The sequence below is a fragment of the Caballeronia grimmiae genome (assembly GCF_022879615.1).
GTDB classification, from domain to species: domain Bacteria; phylum Pseudomonadota; class Gammaproteobacteria; order Burkholderiales; family Burkholderiaceae; genus Caballeronia; species Caballeronia grimmiae.
Map to the genome: position 1 here is coordinate 2,113,224 of NZ_CP084271.1, position 18,647 is coordinate 2,131,870.

Annotated in this window: 15 protein-coding genes and 3 tRNA genes; 11 read left to right on the forward strand and 7 right to left on the reverse strand. The window is 62.3% G+C overall.

Annotated features, from left to right (window positions below; translation table 11 throughout):
* Positions 1-151 precede the first annotated feature (151 nt).
* The 5 genes from pepN (at position 152) to LDZ21_RS10185 (ending at position 5,730) form a co-directional block, all read left to right on the forward strand.
* Positions 152-2,875, forward strand: coding sequence for an aminopeptidase N (gene pepN, locus LDZ21_RS10165; protein ID WP_244793177.1), 2,724 nt, complete (start codon positions 152-154; stop codon positions 2,873-2,875).
* A 151-nt stretch (positions 2,876-3,026) separates the two neighbouring features.
* Positions 3,027-4,046, forward strand: coding sequence for a class 1 fructose-bisphosphatase (locus LDZ21_RS10170; protein WP_035960618.1), 1,020 nt, complete (start codon positions 3,027-3,029; stop codon positions 4,044-4,046).
* A 53-nt stretch (positions 4,047-4,099) separates the two neighbouring features.
* Positions 4,100-4,175, forward strand: a tRNA-Thr gene (locus LDZ21_RS10175).
* A gap of 591 nt (positions 4,176-4,766) precedes the next feature.
* Positions 4,767-4,916, forward strand: a complete 150-nt coding sequence (locus tag LDZ21_RS10180; protein ID WP_035960616.1) for a hypothetical protein — start codon at positions 4,767-4,769, stop codon at positions 4,914-4,916.
* A 211-nt stretch (positions 4,917-5,127) separates the two neighbouring features.
* Positions 5,128-5,730, forward strand: a complete 603-nt coding sequence (locus tag LDZ21_RS10185) for a chorismate mutase (RefSeq protein WP_244793179.1) — start codon at positions 5,128-5,130, stop codon at positions 5,728-5,730.
* Between the two features lie 30 nt (positions 5,731-5,760).
* Here LDZ21_RS10185 and LDZ21_RS10190 read toward each other — a convergent pair whose 3' ends face one another.
* Positions 5,761-6,906 (reverse strand): exonuclease domain-containing protein, encoded by a 1,146-nt coding sequence (locus LDZ21_RS10190; protein ID WP_244793181.1) that lies wholly within the window; start codon positions 6,904-6,906, stop codon positions 5,761-5,763.
* Between the two features lie 1,353 nt (positions 6,907-8,259).
* On the opposite strand from LDZ21_RS10190, the gene LDZ21_RS10195 reads away from it, so the two are divergent.
* On the forward strand, positions 8,260-9,414 hold the full coding sequence (locus tag LDZ21_RS10195; protein WP_244793183.1) for a porin: 1,155 nt from the start codon (positions 8,260-8,262) through the stop codon (positions 9,412-9,414).
* 77 nt (positions 9,415-9,491) lie between these two features.
* On the opposite strand, the gene greB is transcribed toward LDZ21_RS10195, so the two are convergent.
* Positions 9,492-10,043 (reverse strand): transcription elongation factor GreB, encoded by a 552-nt coding sequence (greB, locus tag LDZ21_RS10200; protein WP_244793185.1) that lies wholly within the window; start codon positions 10,041-10,043, stop codon positions 9,492-9,494.
* Positions 10,044-10,230: 187 nt separating this feature from the next.
* On the opposite strand from greB, the gene LDZ21_RS10205 reads away from it, so the two are divergent.
* Together LDZ21_RS10205 and LDZ21_RS10210 are read left to right on the forward strand one after the other, a co-directional pair.
* Positions 10,231-10,307, forward strand: a tRNA-Arg gene (locus tag LDZ21_RS10205).
* An 86-nt stretch (positions 10,308-10,393) separates the two neighbouring features.
* A tRNA-Arg gene (locus LDZ21_RS10210) sits at positions 10,394-10,470 on the forward strand.
* A gap of 329 nt (positions 10,471-10,799) precedes the next feature.
* Here LDZ21_RS10210 and LDZ21_RS10215 read toward each other — a convergent pair.
* The 5 genes from LDZ21_RS10215 to LDZ21_RS10235 all read right to left on the reverse strand — a co-directional run bounded on the left by LDZ21_RS10215 (position 10,800) and on the right by LDZ21_RS10235 (position 15,761).
* Positions 10,800-11,291, reverse strand: coding sequence for a phage protein NinX family protein (locus LDZ21_RS10215; protein ID WP_244793187.1), 492 nt, complete (start codon positions 11,289-11,291; stop codon positions 10,800-10,802).
* 63 nt (positions 11,292-11,354) lie between these two features.
* Positions 11,355-13,724, reverse strand: a complete 2,370-nt coding sequence (locus tag LDZ21_RS10220) for a RelA/SpoT family protein (RefSeq protein WP_244794813.1) — start codon at positions 13,722-13,724, stop codon at positions 11,355-11,357.
* A 135-nt stretch (positions 13,725-13,859) separates the two neighbouring features.
* Positions 13,860-14,063, reverse strand: a complete 204-nt coding sequence (gene rpoZ, locus LDZ21_RS10225) for a DNA-directed RNA polymerase subunit omega (RefSeq protein ID WP_006025620.1) — start codon at positions 14,061-14,063, stop codon at positions 13,860-13,862.
* Between the two features lie 69 nt (positions 14,064-14,132).
* Positions 14,133-14,807 (reverse strand): guanylate kinase, encoded by a 675-nt coding sequence (gmk, locus tag LDZ21_RS10230; RefSeq protein ID WP_035960603.1) that lies wholly within the window; start codon positions 14,805-14,807, stop codon positions 14,133-14,135.
* 9 nt (positions 14,808-14,816) lie between these two features.
* Positions 14,817-15,761, reverse strand: a complete 945-nt coding sequence (locus LDZ21_RS10235) for a YicC/YloC family endoribonuclease (RefSeq protein ID WP_244793189.1) — start codon at positions 15,759-15,761, stop codon at positions 14,817-14,819.
* A gap of 263 nt (positions 15,762-16,024) precedes the next feature.
* Here LDZ21_RS10235 and rph point away from each other — a divergent pair, with 263 nt between their 5' ends.
* The 3 genes from rph to hemW are packed head-to-tail and all read left to right on the forward strand — an operon-like array spanning position 16,025 to position 18,625.
* Positions 16,025-16,783, forward strand: a complete 759-nt coding sequence (gene rph / locus LDZ21_RS10240; RefSeq protein WP_244793190.1) for a ribonuclease PH — start codon at positions 16,025-16,027, stop codon at positions 16,781-16,783.
* 10 nt (positions 16,784-16,793) lie between these two features.
* Positions 16,794-17,393, forward strand: a complete 600-nt coding sequence (gene rdgB, locus LDZ21_RS10245) for an RdgB/HAM1 family non-canonical purine NTP pyrophosphatase (protein ID WP_244794814.1) — start codon at positions 16,794-16,796, stop codon at positions 17,391-17,393.
* Complete coding sequence (hemW, locus tag LDZ21_RS10250) at positions 17,390-18,625, forward strand: radical SAM family heme chaperone HemW (protein ID WP_244793192.1); 1,236 nt, start codon at positions 17,390-17,392, stop codon at positions 18,623-18,625. Before rdgB ends, hemW begins: the two co-directional genes overlap by 4 nt.
* Positions 18,626-18,647 lie beyond the last annotated feature (22 nt).

Below are 18,647 nucleotides of genomic sequence, written 5' to 3' on the forward strand. Positions count from 1 at the left end.
CAGTTGCCGCACTTGCCGGCTCGCATCCGACTCACGACGCCCGGCCGTTTTGTACAATGGTTCGACCCGCCTCGCCCGCATTCGTGCCTGTCTTCCCGCTTCCCGGCACGCCCATGCGACCGCGCCGCCATTCCACCTACACGATCTTGCCATGTCCAACACCGCACCGACCGCATCCGCTGTTATCCGCCGCGAGGACTACACGCCGCCCGCGTTTCTGATCGATTCGGTCGCGCTCGAGTTCGATCTCGTGCCGTCGCGCACGGTCGTGAAGAACACCATGCGCCTGCGTCGCAATCCGGACGCCGCGAGCGCCGCGCCCCGCCTCGAACTGATGGGCGAACAACTCGAATTCGTGAGCGCATCGATCGACGGAAAGCCCCACGCCGGCGCTCATGTGACTGAAAACGGCCTGTCGATCGGCGATATTCCCGGCGACGCGTTCGAGCTGAGCATCGAAAGCATCTGCAATCCGGCTGAGAACACGACCTTGTCCGGGCTCTATGTGTCGAGCGGCAACTTCTTCACTCAGTGCGAGGCGGAAGGCTTTCGGCGCATCACCTATTTCCTGGATCGCCCGGACGTGATGTCGACGTACACCGTCACGCTGCGCGCCGACAAGGCGGCGTATCCGGTGCTGCTGTCGAACGGCAATCTGCTCGAAGAAGGCGATCTGCCCGATGGCCGTCACTTCGCCAAATGGGAAGACCCGTTCAAGAAGCCGAGCTACCTGTTCGCGCTGGTGGCGGGCAAGCTCGTGTGCATCGAAGAACGCATCAAGTCCAGTTCGGGCAAGGAAAAGCTGCTGCAGGTCTGGGTCGAGCCGCAGGATCTCGACAAGACGCGTCACGCAATGGATTCGCTGATCCACTCGATCCGCTGGGACGAAAAGCGCTTCGGGCTGGAGCTGGATCTCGACCGCTTCATGATCGTTGCGGTGAGCGACTTCAACATGGGCGCGATGGAGAACAAGGGCCTCAACATCTTCAACACGAAGTACGTGCTGGCGAATCCGGAAACGGCCACCGACATCGACTTCTCGAACATCGAGGCGGTCGTCGGCCACGAGTATTTCCATAACTGGACCGGCAACCGCGTGACCTGCCGCGACTGGTTCCAGTTGAGCCTGAAGGAAGGCCTGACCGTGTTCCGCGATCAGGAATTTTCCGCCGACATGGCCGCCGGCGATGCCGAAGGCGCGGCCAGCGCCGCCGCTCGCGCGACGAAGCGCATCGAAGACGTGCGCGTGCTGCGGCAGATGCAGTTCGCCGAGGACGCCGGCCCGATGGCGCATCCGGTTCGCCCGGAAAGCTATGTCGAGATCAACAACTTCTACACGATGACCGTCTACGAGAAAGGCTCGGAAGTCGTGCGGATGTATCAAACGCTGTTTGGCCGCGACGGCTTCCAGCGCGGCATGGACCTCTATTTTCAGCGCCACGACGGCCAGGCCGTCACCTGCGACGATTTCCGCCGCGCCATGGCCGATGCCAACAAGCGCGACCTCGCGCAGTACGAGCGCTGGTACAGCCAGGCGGGCACGCCGCGCGTGACGGTGCGCGCATCGTACGACGCCGCTGCGAAGCGTTACACGCTGACGCTCGCGCAAGGTTACGGCGAGACGTCGGAGGCGGCGCGCGCCACGCAGAAAGGGCCGCTCCTGATCCCGTTCTCGGTCGGTCTGATCGGCGCGAACGGCGCGGACTTGCCGCTGCGCCTCGAAGGCGAGCAACAGCCGGGCGGCACGACGCGCGTGCTCGAATTCACCGAGCGCGAGCAATCGTTCACGTTCGTCGATGTCGATGAACCGCCGCTGCCGTCGCTGCTGCGCAATTTTTCCGCGCCGGTCATCGTCGATTTCGATTACACGAACGAACAGCTCGCGTTCCTGCTCGCCCACGACAGCGATCCGTTCAACCGCTGGGAAGCCGGCCAGCGGCTCGCGACGCGCGAATTGCTCGCGTTGGCGGCACGCGCTTCGAAGGGCGAGGCGCTTGCCATCGACGATGAAACGATCGCCGCGTTCGCCCGCGTGCTCGACGACACCACACTCACGCCCGCCTTCCGCGAACTCGCGCTGATGCTGCCGTCCGAGAGCTATCTCGCCGAGCAGATGAGCGTGTCGGATCCGGCCGCCGTCCACGCGGCGCGCGTGTTCATGAGCCGGCAACTGGCGTCGCGGTTGCGCGACAAGTGGCTCGCGCTTTACGAGGCGAACCGCACGCCGGGCGAATATCGTCCGATGCCGGAAGACGCCGGCAAGCGCGGCCTGAAGAACCTCGCCCTCGCCTATCTGAGCCAGCTCGACGATCCGCGTGACGCCGTTCAGCTTGCACAAAAGCAGTACGACGACGCCAACAACATGACCGATCGCTCGGCGGCGCTTTCGGCGCTGTTGCTCGCGAGCGCGACGGCGGGCGCGAGCGCAAATGCCGCCGATGCCGCGCTCGAGGACTTTTATCGCCGGTTCGAGAAGGAGCCGCTCGTCATCGACAAGTGGTTCGCGCTTCAGGCGACGCAACGCGGCGGCGCGGATCGCAAAGTGATCGATATCGTGCGCAATCTCATGCAGCATCCGGCGTTCAATATCAAGAACCCGAATCGCGCCCGCTCGCTCATTTTCAGCTTCTGCAGCGGCAATCCCGCGCAGTTCCATGCCGTCGACGGTTCCGGCTACGCGTTCTGGGCCGAGCAGGTGATCGCGCTCGATGCGTTGAATCCGCAGGTCGCCGCCCGTCTGGCGCGCGGACTCGAGATGTGGCGACGCTTCACGCCGCAGCTTCGCGAGAAGATGCACGCGGCGTTGACCGAAGTGGCGTCGAAGGTGAAGTCGCGCGACGTGCGGGAAGTCGTGGAGAAAGCGCTCGCGTCCTGAGCGCGCTTTAACGCCCTGACGGCCGCCGCGCGACGATTGGCGCGGCGGCCGTTCTCGCTTATGGCGGGCATCAGCGGGCACTGTCATAAGGAATGACCGAATCGAGCGGTTAGAATCGTGAACATTCGTCTAAACGCTCACGGAGCTTCGCATGTCCTCCATCTCCAGCCGTACCACGCTGACCAAGTATCTGATCGAGCAGCAGCGTGAACATCAAAACCTGCCGGCCGACCTGCGCCTGTTGATCGAAGTCGTCGCGCGGGCTTGCAAGCAAATTGGCTATCAGGTGAGCAAAGGCGCTCTCGGCGACGCGCTCGGCTCGGCAGGCAGCGAGAACGTTCAGGGCGAAGTGCAGAAGAAGCTCGACGTGCTGTCGAACGAAATTCTGCTCGAAGCCAACGAATGGGGCGGAAATCTGGCCGCGATGGCATCGGAAGAGATGGAAAAGATCTTCCCGATTCCCAACCGCTACCCGAAGGGCAATTACCTGCTGACCTTCGATCCGCTCGATGGCTCATCCAACATCGACGTCAATGTGTCGATCGGCACGATCTTCTCGGTGTTGCGCTGCCCCGACGGCGCGGATCCGACCGAAGCGGCGTTCATGCAGCCGGGCTCGGCGCAGGTGGCCGCGGGCTACGCGGTGTACGGCCCGCAAACGGTGCTCGTGCTGACCACGGGCAACGGCGTGAACTGCTTCACGCTGGACCGCGAGCTCGGCTCGTGGGTGCTGACGCAGCGCGATATGCAGGTGCCGGCCGACACCAACGAGTACGCCATCAACGCCTCCAACGTCCGCCACTGGTACGAGCCGGTGCAGCGTTACGTCGGTGAGTTGAACGAGGGCAAGGACGGCCCGCGCGGCACGGATTTCAACATGCGCTGGATTGCGTCGATGGTGGCGGACGTGCACCGCATCCTGACTCGCGGCGGCATCTTCATGTATCCGGCGGATCGCCGCGACCCGTCGAAGCCCGGCAAGCTGCGCCTGATGTACGAAGCGAATCCGATGGCGTTCATCGTCGAGCAGGCCGGCGGCGCGGCGACGAACGGCGAACAGCGCATCCTCGATATCGTTCCGACGAGCCTGCATCAGCGCGTGCCGGTCTTCCTCGGCTCGAAGAACGAGGTGGAGCGCGTCACGGCCTACCATCTCGAAAAGAAAAATTGATTCAGGGTATTGTCAAAACGAGAAAGTGCTCGCTATAATCTTGTTTCTCTGATGCCGGAATAGCTCAGACGGTAGAGCAGCGCATTCGTAATGCGAAGGTCGGGGGTTCGATTCCTCTTTCCGGCACCATCAAGATTCAGCATCAAACAAAAACCCGCGTTCACGCAAGTGACGCGGGTTTTTGCTTTGGGCTGTCGGTGTGTCGTCAGCGACGACTTTCGCAGCGGACACGGCGCCTGGTCGAATGAAGCGTCGATCGCGTCCTTCTCGCGGTTTCGTTTCGCCTCTCCTCAACCGCCCTCGCTAATTCACTCGTTATGTGCGGTTTCATACAACGGCGACCCATTTTCCGCTCCGCAGCATGAGGCGTCAACGATGGTTTCCCGGTATCGTTATACCTATAGGGGAGAGGCTAAAGTCGAAAGCGTGAGATAGGCGCGTCGGCCGCACAGCCAGACGCCACGCGGCTTCGCGCGCGCTTCCATCCATTAGGCAATGCGAAGTTTTTGCTGGAACACGCCGGTCCTTCGATCAAGCATCAAGCGCAAATTACCGAAGGACTCAAGAACGATCGTGCCGGATCTCACGCGCCGCTCAAGTCAGGCTGCGACGATCCGATAACGCATAAGAAGGAAGTGGTGTTGGATTAGTAAGGATGCGATCGCGCGAAAGGCCGCATCCGTAGCAACGCAACAGTTGATGTCACCCGAGGAGAGAACCATGGACGCCAAACCGACGAAGATCCCGACGCCCGACAAAGTGTATTCCCCGGACCCGGAGCCGGTGGCCGTCGAGTTTCTCGCGACCGAGTTGCCGGCGCACGTGCGCGCGTTCTTCGACGAACAGCGCAAGATGGCGTCGTCGAACTAAGGGCGGCGAGTCTTACCGCTCACGTCGTCGACGTGATCGCGACGCCCGTGCACAAGGCGCACCCGGACTACGCAGTCCGCATATGGCTCGACGCCGAGGGGCGTCGCGCGCGCTCGAACGTCGTCGAGCATCGCTGCCCGGCGCGCATCCGTCCCGCCGGCTGAAGTCGCTGCGCTATGCTGGCGCTTTCGTCAGCTTCCGCCCACGACCGATGCGCCGACCTTCCCTTCTCCGCCCGCTCCACGCGATTACCGCCGCTTCGGCGCTTTTCCTTGCCCTCGCCAGCCCGGCGCACGCCGACGGCGACGACACCGCGTTCACCAATCTCATCGCACTGGTTTCGCAACGGCTCGCTTTGGCCGAACCGGTCGCGCGCTGGAAATGGGCGAACCACGAGCCGATCACCGACGAACCCCGCGAGGCCGCGTTATTGAAACAGGTCGAACAGCGGGCACGCGCGGCGGAAGTGGATCCGGAATTCGCGCAACAGTTCTTCCGCGATCAGATCGACGCCAGCAAGGACGTGCAGAACGCCCTTTTCGCCAGCTGGCGCGCGGTGCGGGCCGCTCCCGAAGGCACGCCGCCCGATCTCGCCAGGGACACACGGCCGAAACTTGACCAGCTTACGCGCTCGCTGCTGAGCGCACTGGCGCGCGTCGAGCCGATCCGTCATGCCGACGACTGTCCGCTCCGCCTCGCCGACAGCGTCGCGCGCTGGAAGCATCTGACGCGCTATGAATCGTCGATGAACGCGCCGCTTTCGCGCGCCCTGTCGCATGTGTGCGCGGGCGGCGGTGTGGGCGCCGTGGGTTGAATCCGGCGCGTCCGATCGCGTCACGTCGCATCACGTCGCGCTGACGAGCGCATCCAGCGCGAGCGGCGTGATCGCCAGTCCCCGCGAAAGGCGCTCGGCGAGAATCCGATAAGTCGCCAGATCGAACGCATTGGGCTTGGCGGACGTGCATAACGTCCGCGCTTCGGCCAACGTGCCGGCCGTCCCGAGATACTGCCAGTTGTCGACGACATGCCACGCGGGCTCCCCCGTCGACGGGTCGCGCTCCTCGATGGCGATCGCCCCGGCATGCAGCCACGGCGCACCGCGCGCATCGCCGCCACGTGACTTCGACACGCGATTCAGCGACGGACGCAGCGTCGCGACCATGTGCGCTTCGGCAAGCATCGCACCGATTTCGCCGCCGGTCGCCTTCCATTCGACACGGCGCACGAGCGCGGCGAGCCGCATATCCTTCGCCGACCGGCGCGGCCCCGTCAGGTGCGACCGCACCCGCTGACGCAATCGCACGCTTCGGCCGACATAGAGCGGCAGATCGTCGTCGCCATAGAACGTATAAACGCCGCAGCCCGCCGGAATGCGCTCGATCGTGTCTTCGTCGATATGCGCGGCAAGCTGGAACCGGCGCGTAACGCGGTCCATATGCGCGCGCAGCACGTCGGACGGATGCGAGCCATGGAGATGCTGCCAGAACTGCCAGAGCAGATCGGCGTCCGCGAGCGCGCGATGTCGCGCCGAAGGCAACAGCGCATGACGTTCGACGAGCGCATCGAGGCCATGCCGCGCTTCTTGCGGATAGATCGCGCGGGAAAGCTGCACGGTACAGAGCACGTCGGGCGAGAAGCGCATGCCGATACGCCTGAACTCGTCCTTCAGGAATCCATGATCGAAGTGCGCGTTATGCGCGACGAAGAGCCGCCCGCTCATCCGCTCCATCAGGTCGAAAGCGAGTTGCTCGAACGTGGGCGCGTCGCGGACCATCGAATCGTCGATGCCGGTCAACTGGCGGACGAACGCGGGAATCGGCCTGCCGGGATTGACGAGGGTCGTCCATTGCGACACGCCTTGCGGCCCCGCCTCGACGATACCGATTTCGGTGATGCGGTCGACGCCGAAGGTGCCGCCAGTCGTTTCGAGATCGACGAAGACGACGGGTTCGGCGGGCAGTGCGGATTCAGGCAAGAAATCGGGGCGCATCGTGGGACGGCGGGTCAGGGAGGGCGATCAGATTGTGCATTCTAACGTACGCTGTTTTGGACGCGGCGGCGGGCTTGGGCGTCGGTAAAAATGCGGTGTCAGTGGATATGATTTTTTATTGATTGGTAGTTACACCGATTTACGACGCAGGCGAACGCGGTGTTCGGGATTCAACTTCATTGAACCGAAACTCGAATGACGGGCAATTGCGGATAACCCGATTGTAGAAAAACGTTAGCGTCGCATCGAATCTTTTTTGTCGTCAATTTCGGTGTGATATACGGCGCGCGGCATTCGCGCGAACTTGACCGAACGCGCCGCCGCGCCTTCCTCAGCCACGCTGGCTAGCCCGCAGGACGCCGCGCCCACCAAGCCAGGCGCGGCTGTGGTGGTTCCCTGCGCGAACGTCTTTGGAATGAAGCTCCACTTTCCGTTAATAAGAAATTAGACGTTCGCCCGAGTTTATCGTCCATTGTTTTTTCTTAATATCGACGACGATTTTTATTATCGGATTCGCAGAACTGCTTATCTTCTTTGAACGCATCTCGGATCAATTCGGCGCCCGAGTTTCTCCGTGCTTTAATCACGAAATTGCTTAATCGGACCTGAAGCGCTCAGTAACTTCATTAACCCATTTCTCCCGCCTCTTGCGATTCTCACCAGTGAAGCCAATTCTTCATGCAAATAAGTCCCCGCGTCTTGGAACATTTTGGCAGAACTTGCCGCTTGCCTCGAAAGATAGGTAACGATTTCGCGTGGACTTTAAGGCAAGCCACCTCTTACGCGGCCTGTTCGCTAAAAGCCGCTGCCCGCCCAAGCCCCGCCCTGCTTGACGCTCAAGCGCACCGGCGAAAAAAAAGCGCGACCGGGAAGTCGCGCTGACAAAGTTTGGAGATCTTTTCCGTCAACGAAAAAGTCTGCTTCGGAAAGCAGAAACCGCAGTATAGCGATAACCCCATCGAGCATTACGTTCGGAACGCACAAACGTCTGTTTCTTTAAGCTCAACAATCAATACTTCGGCAGTTTCCCATTGCCGACGCCTTAGTTTCATGTAGCACTTCCGCAACGTCGTTCTGTTGACACCTTGGTCTTTACGACTTTATTCGCCGATAACTCATTGTGAATAAAGGGAAAACAGGCGCGATTTGATCATTGCTGATCGGAGAATGATTTATTGCGGAAAGTGGAACGCCCCATCTGTAACGCCGTCTTTACACTTCGTCTGGTCCGGAAACAAATGTGTCGCACCTTCGGACGCATTGCTCCCCGACAGCGCCTCTCGCAGCGCGTCGCACGGAGGTTTCCTCAAAGCCTGGGACCCTTAGGCCCAATCTGCTCTCGGAGTTACAAAGATGAAAAAGACTCTCATGGTCGCTGCCCTGTCGGGCGTCTTCGCTACCGCCGCCCATGCGCAAAGCAGCGTCACGCTGTACGGCCTGATCGATGCGGGCATCACCTACACGAACAACCAGGTGACGACGGTCGGCGGCCCTGGCCACAGCAACTGGAAGGCGACGAGCGGCTCGGTCAACGGCAGCCGTTGGGGCCTGCGTGGTTCGGAAGACCTCGGTGGCGGCCTGAAGGCGATCTTCACGTTGGAAAACGGCTTCAACATCATGAACGGCACGAACGGCCAAGGTGGTCGTGAGTTCGGCCGTCAGGCATTCGTCGGTCTGTCGAGCAACCAGTTCGGCGCCGTGACCCTCGGCCGTCAGTATGACTCCGTGGTCGACTTCCTCGGGCCTCTGGCTCTGACGGGCACGCAATACGGCGGCACGCAGTTCGCCCACCCGTTCGACAACGACAACCTGGACAACACGTTCCGCGTCAACAACTCGGTCAAGTACACGAGCGCGAACTACGCTGGCTTCAAGTTCGGCGCGATGTACGGCTTCTCGAACGAAGCAGGCGGTTTCGCGGATAACCGCGCTTACAGCGCAGGCGTGTCGTACAACTACGGTCCGTTGAACATCGCTGGCGCGTACATGCAACTGAACAACGTCGGCTCGGCGAACGCGGCTGGCGCAGTCACCAACGACAACACGCCGTTCGTGGCTGGCCGTCAGCGCATCTTCGGCGGCGGCATCAACTACGCGTTCGGCCCGGCAACGGTCGGCTTCGTGTTCACGCAGACGATGCTGGACAACGCAACCAGCATCACCAACGGCGGCACGCAAGGCGCAGGCGCCTTCCAGCTGACGAACGGTCACGTTCGCTTCACGAACTACGAAGTCAACGGCCGTTACAACCTGACGCCGGCTATGTCGCTGGCTGCGAACTACACGTACACGAACAGCCGCATCAACGGTATCGCACCGAAGTGGCATCAGGTCGACCTGCAAACGGCATACGCGCTGTCGAAGCGTACCGACGTGTACCTGCAGGGCGAATACCAGCACGTGACCGGCCTCGACGGTTCGGATCTGGGCGCGACGATCAACGGCGTCGGTATGTCGTCGTCGTCGAACCAGGTTTCGGCAACGGTTGGCGTTCGTCACCGCTTCTAAGCCGTATCCGCAGCACAGTTGTGAAAAAGCCGCTCTTCGGAGCGGCTTTTTTTCGTCCTGCGCCCTTCTCCGGGTGATCAGCGCGGGTAACGCACGTCGAGGATGTCGATCTGCTGAACGCCCGCCGGCGTGTGCAGCGGCACCGTATCGCCGATCTTCGCCTTCAGCAGCGCGCGCGCGACCGGCGAGATCCAGCTGACGTGGCCGCGATCGAGATCGACCTCGTCGATACCGACGATCGTCACGGTCTGCACGATGCCGTCGTCACCCGCGTAATCGACCGTCGCGCCGAAAAACACCTGATCGACGTTCTCCTGCTTGCGCGCATCCACGACTTCGGCAAGATCGAGCCGCTTGGTCAGGAAGCGGATACGCCGGTCGATTTCGCGCAGACGCCGCTTGCCGTAGATGTAGTCGCCGTTCTCCGACCGATCGCCGTTGGACGCCGCCCAGGACACGAGCTTGACCACTTCGGGACGATCGTTATCGAGAAGTTGCAGCAACTCGCTTCGCAGCCTCTCATGGCCTGCTGGCGTCATGTAGTTCTTCGCGCCGGCCGGGACATCGGGCTGGTTGAGTTCGAGGTCGTCGTCGCTCTCGTCGGATTCTTTGACAAATGCCTTGTTCATCGTGCAAACCGGTTTCAGGGTGCCGCAGTTAGGTTCAGACCATCAACTTACCACGTCGCAAGAAGCGAGCGCGGTGACGCTCGTCCGGAGGCTGAAGTACAGCGTTTGAATGAAGAGGCAGCAGCGATTTTCCGGTCGAAAACGCTTCCTTTTTGAAAACGGCTTCGCTATAATTCCGCTTCTGCGTGCGGCTGTAGCTCAGTTGGATAGAGTACTTGGCTACGAACCAAGGGGTCGTGGGTTCGAATCCTGCCAGCCGCGCCACCCATTCCGGTGTTTTCGTTTCGAGCGAAGGCATCGAGCGCTTAACCAAAAGCGCATTGAAGTAATATAGCAGTACCGTTTTGCGTGCGGCTGTAGCTCAGTTGGATAGAGTACTTGGCTACGAACCAAGGGGTCGTGGGTTCGAATCCTGCCAGCCGCGCCATTTTTCGAAGGGCCTTCCAGATGGAAGGCCCTTTTTGTTTTGGGGCGCAGATATTGGCGTGTGATCGAGCCTAGCGCCGGATGGCAGCGCGACGCGCTATGCCGGGCTTACTACGCCGTCAGACTGTAACAAACGACTAAACCCTGCTGCGCCACGAGGCGACGCGTCCGCCGCCCACGGATGCTATGGGCGGTGTAGATGCTGCTTCGTTGCATGGGATCGGGCAGAGACGCCAAAGCGCCAACTCAATCAAGTGCCTCGCCAGCGACGGACGCATCAATAGCCCGACACGAAACACTCTTCCCGCCGCACCCGAACACCAAGAAAGCTCAAGGCCGCGGCGCCGACCGCACATCCCCGATCCGCCCTTCAGGAACAGGAACATCCCCTGCCGTGCTAACGGCAGTCTGCTCCGAGATAGATTCAGCCCGCGTACCAAGCAAAGTCTGCGGATGCCGCAGATAAACATCCTCGACGGCATCGCCGAAAGAATGCTGCACGAACGCGCGCAGCAGCGCGACGCGCAGCGACGGCCCGCGTCCTTGCACCGGCTGGCCCTGCGCGCCGAACGTCACCGTGCATTGCACCTCGCCACGCCCGTGATCGCTCATCTCCAGCCGGCAGGCGCGCTCCAGTACGACGGAAGCCGCCTCCCATGACGTCGATGGAAGGAATCGCCCGTCCCATGCCTTGCCGCGGTCAGTGCCGCGAATAGAGAGCGTCTCTCCGCTGTCGGTGAAGTAGATTTCGCGGATGAAGTCGTGCAGCCCGCGCGCGACCCAGTAGTCGAGCGTGGCGCCTTCGAGATCGGATGTTTTCATTGCGGCGTCTCCCATGCTTTCGGTCGAATGACGAAAGGCATGCACGCCGCGTTCCCGCGCCGCTCAGTAGTCGGCGCGTTCCCGGTCGACACGCATGCCGCCGTCCTGATTGCGATGATGCGGCTCGTCGCTCGGACGCTCCCGCGCAATGCGCATCACGTCCAGGTTCGTGCGCACGCGGCGCATCACGTTGGCGAGATGCACGCGGTCGCTGACCTGAATCACGAAACGCAATAGCTTGGCTTCCTGCGAGACATCTTCGTCCATCGCGATATGCACGATGTTCGCATCCGCCGACGTGATGTCCGCCGCGACCCGCGCGAACACGCCCTTGGTGTTCCGCACGAGCACCTTCACGGCGACATCGAAAAGACGGCCAGGCTGCGGCGCCCAGGCGACGTCGATCCAGCGGCCCGGATCGCGCCGATGAATGCGTTGCGCGACGCGGCACTCGGTCGTGTGAATCGCCATGCCGAGCCCGATGCCGATATAGCCCATGATGTTGTCGCCGGGAATCGGGCGGCAACACGGCGACAGCTGCACCGACATGCCCTCGGTGCCCGTGATCACCACCGGCGGCGCGGTATTCGTGTTGTGATGCTCGCGATGCGGATGCTCGTCGTCATCGGCGATGCCGTTCATCAAGACTTCGATGCGCTTCGCCATCACCGCCGCGACGCGACGCCCAAGGCCGATGTCCGCGAAAATTTCCTGGCGCGTCTTGTTGCCCGTCCACTGCACGAGCTTTTCCCACACTTCCGGCGTGACTTCGGACAATGCGAGGCCGTAGCCCTTGAGACTCTGGTCGACGAGCCGCTCGCCCAGTTGCACCGACTCGTTCAGACGCATCGTCTTGAGATAGTGACGAATGGCCGAGCGCGCCTTGCCGGTGCGCACGAAGCCGAGCCACGCGGGGTTCGGCTTCGAATACGGCGCGGTGATCACTTCGACGATGTCACCGCTCTTCAGCTCCGTGCGCAGCGGCAGCAACTCGTTGTTGATCTTCACCGCGACGCATTGATTGCCGAGGTCGCTGTGGATCGAATACGCGAAGTCGAGCGCGGTCGCGCCGCGCGGCAGCGGCATGATCTTCGACTTCGGCGTGAAGACATAGACCGCGTCCGGGAACAGGTCGATCTTGACGTGCTCGAGGAATTCGCTCGAATCGCCGGCTTCGCTTTGAATGTCGAGCAGGGATTTCAACCACTGATGCGCGCGCTTCTGCACATCGTTGAGGTCCGCGCCGCCGTTCTTGTAGAGCCAGTGCGCCGCGACGCCCGCTTCGGCGATCTCATGCATCTTGCGCGTCCGAATCTGAAACTCGATGGGCGCGCCGAACGGCCCGACGAGCGTCGTGTGCAACGACTGATAGCCGTTGACCTTCGGAATCGCGATGTAATCCTTGAACTTGCCCGGCACGGGCTTGTAGAGCGCATGCAGCGCGCCGATGCACGTATAGCATTCCAGCGCGCTCTCGACGACGACGCGAAAGCCGTACACATCGAGCACCTGCGAGAACGACAACTGCTTGTCGCGCATCTTCTTGTAGATGCTGAAGATGGTTTTCTCGCGGCCGGTGACTTCGGCGCAAATCTTCGCATCCGCGATAGTGCGCTGCACCGCTTCGAGAATCTTGCCGACCACTTCGCGCCGGTTACCGCGCGCCGACTTCACCGCTTTTTCAAGCGTGGCGTAGCGATTCGGGTTGAAGTTCGCGAAGCTCAGGTCCTGCAGCTCGCGATACGTGTTGTTCAAGCCTAGCCGATGCGCAATCGGCGCGTAGATATCCAGCGTCTCGCGCGCCACGCGGCGGCGCTTTTCCGGCGGCACCGCGCCGAGCGTGCGCATGTTGTGCAGCCGGTCCGCGAGCTTGACGAGAATCACGCGGACGTCGCGCGCCATCGCGAGCAGCATCTTGCGGAAGTTCTCCGCCTGCGCTTCCTCGCGATTGCGAAACTCCATCTTGTCGAGCTTCGACAAGCCATCGACCAGTTCCGCGACTTTCGCGCCGAAGCGCTCCGCGATCTCCGTCTTGGTCACGCCCTGATCTTCGATCACGTCGTGCAGGAGCGCCGCCATGATCGATTGCGCGTCCAGCTTCCAGCTCGCGCAGATTTCCGCGACCGCAACCGGATGCGTGATGTACGGCTCGCCGCTCTGGCGATACTGCCCGAGATGCGCTTCGTCGCTGAAGTGGAACGCCGCCTTGACTTCCTTGATCTCGTCGGCCGAGAGGTAGCTCGCGAGCGCGTTCGTCAGGTTCGCGATGGAAACGACGTCGTGCTTGCGCGGCTGCTCCGGAGTCGCGGTCGGGCCGAACAGATGGCGGAAAGACTGTTCGAGGACTGCGTCGATGTACTTGCGCGCGGCGTGCGGCTTGTCGGCGTCGAGAAGCGCGTCCTGGTCGATGTCGGAATCGGTCTCGGGGTCCACGGACGCGGAGACGGGCAACGGTGTCTGACTCAAGTTCGCCTCCGTGTTCGTGTGACGCGCCGCTTGACGATCTGTCGCGCCGGTTGCAAGAAGTGAAACGCCTATGAAGCGATAAGACTTTGAATCCGGCAGCCCTTAAACGGGCACCTTCTTCAGCATTTCGACGCCCACCTGTCCGGCTGCGATCTCGCGCAGCGCGACGACGGTCGGCTTGTCGCGGCTTTCGATTTTCGGGGTGTGGCCTTGCGCCAGTTGGCGCGCGCGATACGTTGCCGCGAGCGCGAGCTCGAAGCGATTCGGAATTTGTTTCAGGCAGTCTTCGACGGTAATGCGGGCCATGTTTGTTTCCTTCTCAATATGAGTTTTATTCTACCTTATGTGACCGGTACGGCTTGGCCACGGCTCGCGTCAGGACGCGTGCGAGGGATGAATGCCGAGGTCGACGAAAAGCTGTGTATGACGCGCGTATTGCGACGTGAAGCGCAGCCGCGTCGCGGTGACGAGGCATTGCAATTCGGTGAGCGCGCGATCGAAGTTTTCGTTGATGACCACGTACTCCGCTTCCGATGCATGCGCCATCTCGCTGCCCGCCGCGAGCAGACGGCGCACGATGACTTTCTCCGAGTCCTGGCCGCGCTTCTTGAGCCGGTCCTCGAGCGCATCCAGCGACGGCGGCAAGATGAAAATTTCGACCGCGTTGCGGAACTGCTTCTTCACCTGCTGCGCGCCCTGCCAGTCGATTTCGAGCAGCACGTCGTGGCCCATCTTCATCTGGTCTTCGATCCACAGGCGCGAGGTCGCATAGTAGTTGCCGTGGACTTCGGCGCTCTCCAGGAACTCGCCCTTGCCGTGCCGTTCCATGAAGTCTTCGACCGACACGAAGTGATACTGCACGCCGTTGGTTTCCGTCGGACGCGGATCGCGCGTCGTGTACGACACGGACAGGCGAATGGCCGGGTCCTGAGCGAGCAGCGCGTTGACGAGCGTGGACTTGCCCGCGCCCGAAGGCGCGACCACCATGAACAGGTTGCCGGGATAGACGCCCGTGTAGTTGCTATGCGAGCGGTGTGCGGTGTTCGGCATGATGTTGCATTACTCCAGATTCTGTACTTGTTCGCGCATCTGTTCGATGAGCAGCTTGAGCGTCATCGATGCATCCGCGAGTTCCTTCGCCGCCGCCTTCGAGCCGAGCGTGTTCGCTTCGCGATTCAGCTCCTGCATCATGAAGTCGAGCCGCTTGCCGACCTTGCCGCCCTTCTGCAGGACGTGGCGCGTTTCAGCGAGATGCGCGGTCAGGCGCTGCAATTCTTCGGCGATATCGATGCGAATGCCGTACATCGTCACTTCCTGGCGGATGCGCTCCGCGATCTCTTCGCGCGGCACGCTCGTCGTGGCCGTGTTTTCGGCGGTCGCGACGCCGAGCGCGTCCTGCAATCGCTCGACGATCTTCTGCTGATGCTTGGCGATCAGTTCCGGCACCAGCGGCGTGATGCGCGCGACGATGGTTTCCATCTCCGTCACGTTGTTGATGAGCACGTTGCCGAGCGCCTCGCCTTCACGCGCGCGCACATCGATGAGATCGGCGATCGCCTGCTTGCCGCACGCAAGCACCGCTTCACGCAGCGTTTCGGGCGACACCGAGCTTTCCGCCAGCACGCCCGGCCAGCGAAGAATCTCGCCGGTGCGCATGCGTTCGGCATCCGGGAAGACGTCGAGCACCGCGCGTTCGAGCGTCGCGAGTTGCGTGAGCGCGTCGCGATTGAGCGCGCCCGCATTGGCCGTCTGCTCGACGCGATTCAGGTTGATGCGAATATCGACCTTGCCGCGCGAGAGCTTTGTCATCAGCATTTCGCGCAATTGCGGTTCGGTCGCGCGCACGTCTTCGGGCATCCGGAAATTCAGGTCGAGAAAGCGCGAATTCACCGTGCGCAACTCCACCGAAACACCGACGCCGGAACCGCCGGCGCCATTGGGTCCGGCGCCATCCGCGACGACTTCGCGCGTCGCGCTGGCATAGCCTGTCATGCTGTAGATCATGGTCCGTCTCGCGATGTGAGCCTTCCTTGCGAAGGCCGGTTCAACGAAACGCCCGGCGCGTCTGAAGGTGCTTTGGGATGAGCACGCGTGTGCCGCCGGGCGATGAATCGGCATTATCCCATTTTTGCCGCGCGGGCCGCCCGGACAGGCGCTCCCGGCACCCGTCGCGCCCGGCAACGTCACCCGTTGAATGACGATAAAATCGCTGCACCCGGCGCGATCGGCTTAGAACCCGCGCCTGACCTCTCCTACTCCGGATCACCATGACCGACTCTCCCCTGCTCAAGCCTTCCATTCCACGTCCGAGCGGCCGCCGCGACAGCCAGTTGCGCGATGTCCGCATCACGCGGCATTACACGAAGCACGCGGAAGGTTCGGTGCTCGTCGAGTTCGGCGATACCAAGGTGATCTGCACGGCGAGCATCGCCGAGCGCGTGCCGGCGTTTCTGAGCGGACGCGAGCAAGGCTGGCTGACCGCGGAATACGGCATGCTGCCGCGCGCGACGCACACGCGCAGCGACCGCGAAGCCGCACGCGGCAAGCAGACCGGCCGCACGCAGGAGATTCAGCGCCTGATCGGTCGCGCGCTGCGCTCGGTGTTCGATCTGAACGCGCTCGGCCCGCGCACGCTGCATATCGACTGCGACGTGATCCAGGCCGATGGCGGCACGCGCACGGCTAGCATTACCGGCGCGTTCGTCGCCGCGCACGACGCGGCAACGAAGCTGCTCGCGAGCGGGCGCATCGCGCAATCGCCGGTGAAGGATTTCGTCGCGGCGATTTCGGTCGGGATCTTCGATGGATCGCCGGTGCTCGATCTGGATTACGAAGAAGACTCGCAGTGCGATACCGACATGAACGTCGTGATGACGGGCGCAGGCGGTTTCGTCGAAGTTCAGGGCACGGCGGAAGGCGCGCCGTTCTCGCGCGACGAAATGAACGCGCTACTCGATCTCGCGGACAGCGGCATCAAGGCGCTGATCGCGAAGCAGAAGGCGGCGCTGGAGATCGAAGGTGTCTGATACGCATGGCATGAAGCGCGTGGTGCTCGCGTCGAACAACGCGGGCAAGCTGCGCGAGTTTGCATCGCTGCTGGATGCGGCGGGCATCGAACTGATCGCGCAGGGCGAGCTCGGCGTGCCGGAAGCGGAAGAGCCGCACGCGACGTTCGTCGAGAACGCGCTGGCGAAGGCGCGTCATGCATCGGCGTTGACGAACCTGCCCGCGCTCGCCGACGACTCCGGTCTGTGCGTGCGCGCGCTGAACGGCGCGCCCGGCGTTTATTCGGCGCGCTACGCGATGATGAACGGCGGCGACAAAAGCGATGCCGCCAACAATGCGCGGCTCGTCGCGGACCTCGCGAACAAGGCGGACCGCCGCGCGTACTATTTCTGCGTGCTCGTGCTGGTGCGGCATGCGAACGATCCCGAACCGCTCATCGCGGAAGGCCGTTGGCACGGCGAAGTAATCGATGCCCCGCGCGGCGCGAATGGCTTCGGCTACGATCCGTACTTCTTTCTGCCGACGCTGAACGCGACCGCCGCCGAACTCGATCCCGCACGGAAGAACGCGCTGAGCCATCGCGCGCTCGCGCTGCGTGACCTGCTGCAACGGCTGAAGGAACTTGCGTGAGCACCGGACCCGACAGCACCAAACGCACGATCAACGTCGTCCAGGCGTTCACGTCGCCGGGAAGTATCCGGCTGACCTCGCTGCCGCCGCTCTCGCTCTACGTGCATTTTCCGTGGTGCGTGCGCAAATGCCCGTACTGCGATTTCAACTCGCACGAATCGAAGGACGACACGTTCCCTGAAGACCGCTATCTCGACGCGTTGCGCGCCGATCTCGAAAGCGCCTTGCCGCTGGTATGGGGGCGTCAGGTCCACACGATTTTCATCGGCGGCGGCACGCCATCGTTGCTGTCGGCGAAGGGACTCGACCGCATGCTCTCCGATGCGCGCGCCCTGCTTCCCATCGACGCCGACGCCGAGATCACGCTCGAAGCCAATCCCGGCACGTTCGAAGTCGAGAAGTTCGCGGAGTATCGCGCGAGCGGGGTGAATCGCCTGTCGATCGGCATTCAGAGTTTCAACGAGGCGCATCTGAAGGCGCTCGGCCGCATCCACGATGCGAGCCAGGCGCGGCGCGCAGTCGAGATCGCCGCGAAGCACTTCGACAACTTCAATCTCGATCTGATGTTCGCGTTGCCGCAGCAGACGCTGGATGAATGCCGGCAGGACATCGAGACGGCGATCGCGTTCGCGCCGCCGCATCTGTCGCTGTATCACCTGACGATGGAGCCGAATACGCTCTTCGCGAAGTATCCGCCCGCGTTGCCCGACGACGACGCCGCCGCCGACATGCAGGACTGGATTCAAGAGCGCACGCGCGATGCGGGCTATGAGCGTTACGAAGTGTCGGCGTATGCGAAGCCGCACCGCCAGAGCCGGCACAACCTGAATTACTGGCGCTTCGGCGACTATCTCGGCATCGGCGCGGGCGCGCATACGAAGCTGTCGTTTCCGCAGAAGATCGTGCGGCAGGCGCGCTTCAAGCATCCGTCGACGTATATGGATCAGGCGCTGTCGCCCGGCGAAAGCGCGATTCAGGAAGAGCGCCAGGTCGGTCCGCGCGATTTGCCGTTCGAATTCATGCTGAATACGCTGCGGCTCGTCGAGGGCTTCCCGGTCCACGCGTTCGTGGAGCGCACCGGTCTCGCGATGTCGGCGATCGAGCCTGCGCTCGTCGAAGCGGAGAAGCGCGGGCTCATCACGCGCGATTTCGAGCGCATCGCCCCGACCGAACTCGGCCAGCGCTTTCTGAACGATCTCCAGGAGTTGTTCTTGAAGGACCCGCACAGTTGAGCGCGCCCGCGATGGCGCCAGG